The 3100-nt window shown below is 32.9% G+C and carries 2 protein-coding genes; both read left to right on the forward strand.

Features of this window, described 5'->3' with window-relative positions:
- Positions 1-1600 (forward strand): prolyl oligopeptidase family serine peptidase (locus tag WBN20_RS00245; RefSeq protein WP_424280286.1); only part of this gene is annotated, 1600 nt, incomplete at its 5' end.
- Positions 1601-1898: 298 nt separating this feature from the next.
- The gene (locus tag WBN20_RS00250) at positions 1899-3050 is read left to right on the forward strand and encodes an erythromycin esterase family protein (RefSeq protein ID WP_424280287.1); all 1152 of its coding nucleotides are present in this window, start codon (positions 1899-1901) and stop codon (positions 3048-3050) included.
- Positions 3051-3100: the final 50 nt, after the last annotated feature.

A 3100-nucleotide genomic window follows, 5' to 3' on the forward strand; every position in this document is an offset into this window, starting at 1 on the left:
ACAAATAATTGGAAATCCAATCAAAAATGCTAAGCCAGAGAAAGCGGGGGGGATTGTATGGACTCCGGATAATGAATCTATTCTATACATTGCCTATCCAAATAATGGAGAGGAGCAAAATGATAGGAACAGTTTTACGGCATTATATAACTTAAAAGCACTTAATGAAGAGCCTAAGGCGGTATTTAAGGATGGGTTTTCAGGGATTTCGCTTAATGAAGAATATTATCCAGTACCTATATTCCGATCAATGAAAGATAACTATATATTTATTTATCTTGCCAATGCTTCAGATTTTTGGGATTGCTATTATTTGCCTACCGAGGATTTTTTACAAGGTAATTATAATTGGAAATTATTATTTAGAAAAAATGAAAAAATATTTTACGATTATGGAAAAGAACGTGATCACGTATTTTATTATATTCGTGAAAATGGCGACAACATTGAATTATGTTCCTCAGACTTAATAAATCCAAATTTTTCTACTCCTAAAGTTTTAATAAAAGGGGCCGCAGAAAATCAAATTCAAGATTTTGCAGTTTTAAAAAATGAAATTTTCTACACGATTTCCACCAATGGTATTTCAGAAGTTTTATACAAATATAAATCTGAGAAAGCCCCTGAGAAAATCGAATTGCCTTTCCCTGCAGGAGATGTTTCTCTAAATTGGCTATCTCCTTATAAAAGCAAATTATGGGTCTCAATATCCGGTTGGACAGCTAATAGAAAAACCTATTATCGCAATGCCGATAATGAATTGGAATTTGTGGAGCTTGGTATGTGGCCCAATTATCCGGAATATGATGAAATATTAAGTGAAGTGGTAGAAGTCGCTTCATATGATGGAACAATGATACCTTTGAGTATCATAAGACGGTCAGACCATAAATATAGCCCTGATGCCAAGGGAATAATATCTGCTTATGGCGCCTATGGAATGTCTGAAACACCTTGGTTTCATGCACCTATTATGGATTTTGTGAGCCAAGGTAATATTTATGCGACTGCACATGTCCGAGGAGGAGGTGAAAAGGGACCCGCCTGGCATAAGGCAGGGATGAAATCCACAAAAGAAAATTCCTGGAAAGATTTAAATGCTTGCAGTGAATATTTAATTAAAAATAAATATATAGGAGCTAAAAAATTGGGGCTGAATGTGAACAGTGCAGGTGCTATAACCGGTGCTATGGCAATAAATGAACGCCCTGATCTTTACAAAGTTTTTACCGGTTTTGTACCAACATTAAATGTAATAAGAGTTGAATATATAGAGGAAATCGATGATTCAGATAGCGCTTTTGAATTTGGAACAATTACTGAATTAGAAAGTTATAAAGATCTCTTAAAGATGGATCCTGTGGTGAATCTATCAAATACAATTGACTATCCTAGCACCCTATTGATTATTGGGTTTCGAGACTATTTAATATCTCCTTCTGCCCCCGGGAAATATATTGCACTATTACAGTCTTTCAATCCTTCCAATGATAAGCCCTATCTTTTAGATGTCAAATTTGATGCAGAACATGAACTAGATTGGGTTGAAGATTATGCCAGGATGCTTTATTTTACGGAAAAAGAATTGGATAAAAGATAAAAGTTGGACTTGATTAATTCAAGGGCACTTTTTATAACACTCGCTATAAACTGCCAGCCCTCGAAAGGCGGGCCTGCCAGCCTCAGGAGGGTAAACCGGCAGGCATGTTCAACTCAATTATTTGCATCAATTAAAGAATAATCCTACATTTATCAAAACAACAAAGGTGAATGATTTCCGCCATTAGCAGCTACGCCCCCGGTGCGCAATAATCCCGATAGTTATTGGGACGGGAACCAAGCTTTGGCTCCGCGGCTTTTTAATACGCCGAAATAATAGCCTATTGCTGGCAACAATAATGAAGAAAACTCAATTACCTACAATATTCTTTTTCGCTTATCAACTACTCATCTCACAAGTAGATAAAGATATTTACCAATTAAATTCAATAAATGACTTATTAACAAATGAAGTTAAGGTTATTATTGACCAAAATACAAAAGAAAACCAAACAGTTTTTCTCGGGGAGGCTGTGCATTATAGTGGTTCTGATTTCCTTGCTAAAACTGAATTTGTAAAATATTTGGTAATAGAACAAGGTTACAAGGACATTGCTTTTGAAAGTGATTTTTTTGCTTTGCTATTTGACCATAATCAAAGGAATTTATATTCAATGTGGAGTAAATCAAATCAATGTAAAGAGCTTTTTGATTTTCTTGCAAAAAATAAAGTTACTATTTGGGGTTTTGATAACCGAATAGGCACACCATATTCTCATGAGCATTTTACAGTTAAACTGTCAAAATTCCTTATTACTAAGGACATTAAACTCGATAAAAAATTCACAAAATTGGCAAAAGTTATTATAAAAAATGAATATAAGAGTAGTGAAATATTAACCAATGAAGAAATTAATTATTTAGAAAAATACACTTTAAGTCTTCTTTCAGAAAAAGCAGTTAAAAACAATAAAACTTGGAATCAAATTTTAGAGAGCTTCAAAAGTGTTATTAAGCTTTACACAATCAAAGACAACAATTCTGATAAAAAAAGAATTGCTATTCGAGATAAACAAATGGCTAAAAATCTTAATTTTTTGGTTAAGCAGAACCCAAATAAAAAATTTATTGTTTGGATATCAAATGCACATATGTCAAAATCCAATGGTAAATTGATGTTGGGACAAACAATGGGACATCAATTCATACAATTAAATCCTAATGCTTCTTATCATATTGCAGTTGGCTCTATTAGATTACCTGGAAGAAATGAAAAAGCTATTATAAAATCAGCAAAAAAAAACAAATCTATTTTATCTCTTTTGCCATCGCTCAAAAACAACCATTTTATTGATGCAAAACAAATCACAAATAAAAATGGTGGATTAAAAAACAGAATATTCAATGATATGTTTATTTTTAATATGGAGAGTAATAAAACTGAATTGTTAAATCATTTCGATGCTCTTGTGCTTATAGCTTATGGTGAAGAGGTGAAATATTATAAATAATTTACAGTTGCCATCACCTTTTACAATTAATTGATAGTGCAGGCCTAGTT

Source organism: Eudoraea sp., assembly GCF_049665975.1.
Taxonomy (GTDB): domain Bacteria; phylum Bacteroidota; class Bacteroidia; order Flavobacteriales; family Flavobacteriaceae; genus Eudoraea.

Bases quoted from the DNA above. Each gene is read 5' to 3' on its own strand.
- WBN20_RS00250 (WP_424280287.1), top strand. From the start codon at position 1,899: ATGAAGAAAACTCAATTACCTACAATATTCTTTTTCGCTTATCAACTA.